This is a genomic window from Ruegeria sp. BG8, assembly GCF_056538325.1.
The window spans coordinates 1-1,217 of record NZ_JBQFSZ010000029.1; the positions used below are offsets into that span (position 1 = coordinate 1).

Here is a 1,217-nt window from a genome sequence, read left to right on the forward strand (position 1 = left end):
TGAGCCTCCCCCAGTGAACTGGTCCACCGTTATGTTAAGGAAACGGAGGACGACGAATGGCAAACAAGAGACCGAAGCCCGAAGAGATTGTCTCGAAGTTACGGCAGGTTGAAGTTCTGATGGGGCAAGGCATGTCCCGTCTTGATGCGATCAGACAGATCGGCGTTGTTGAACAAACCTATTACCGCTGGCGCAAGAAGTACGGTGGAATGGGTGTGGATCAGTTGAAAGAACTGAAGCGACTTCAGAAAGAGAACGAGCGGCTGAGGCGCGCAGTCTCAGATCTGACGCTGGACAAACTGATCCTGACGGAAGCCACAAAGGGAAACTACTGAGCCCCGCTCGTCGTCGTGCCTGCATCGATCATGTCCGCAGCCAGCTCAATGTATCTGAGCGCCGCGCCTGCCGCGTGCTGGGACAACACCGGTCCACTCAACGGCACGTCCCACAAGGTCGCGCGGACGAGGACAGGTTGGTGGCCGACATGATCGAGCTGGCCCGACAGTATGGCCGATATGGCTATCGCAGGATCTCTGTGCTGCTGAGAGAGGCTGGATGGTCTGTCAGTGACGGGCGGGTTGAACGGCTTTGGCGACGAGAGGGGCTGAAAGTGCCCTTAAAACAACCGAAGAAAGGGCGGCTCTGGCTGAATGACGGATCATGTGTCCGGCTTCGGCCAGAGCATCGCAATCACGTTTGGAGCTATGACTTCGTCCATTGCCGAACCGATGATGGCAAAGCCTTCCGGACACTGAACGTCCTTGATGAGTACAGCCGGGAATGCTTGGCAATCAGAGTCGAGCGGAAACTGAACTCGACCGATGTAATCGACGTTCTGACAGACCTGTTCATACTTCGCGGCGCGCCCAGTTTCATACGTTCTGACAATGGGCCGGAATTTGTCGCCCAGGCTGTCCGAGACTGGATTGCTGCCGTCGGCGCCAAGACGGCTTACATCGAACCGGGCAGCCCATGGGAGAACGGATATTGCGAAAGCTTCAACGGGAGAATGAGGGATGAACTGCTCAACGGCGAGATCTTCTACAGCTTGCCCGAAGCTCAAATTCTGATCGAACAATGGAGGAGACACTACAACACAAAACGCCCCCACAGTGCACTGGGCTATCGCCCGCCAGCGCCTGAAACCATCATCCCAATGGACTACAGGCCGACGATGCACTAACAATCAATTTGGACCAGTCAGATGAGGCTGCTCA

Annotated in this window: 1 protein-coding gene; it reads left to right on the top strand. The window is 55.8% G+C overall.

Annotation, left to right across the window (positions count from 1 at the left end; translation table 11 throughout):
• The first annotated feature begins 56 nt into the window (after nt 1-56).
• Nucleotides 57-1,183, top strand: a protein-coding gene (locus tag ACR0DG_RS21425) for an IS3 family transposase (RefSeq protein WP_480707335.1) whose coding sequence is annotated in 2 segments (ribosomal slippage) — nt 57-318 and nt 318-1,183 — 1,128 coding nt in all. Because the reading frame shifts where the segments join, the coding sequence is not laid out codon by codon here.
• Nucleotides 1,184-1,217 lie beyond the last annotated feature (34 nt).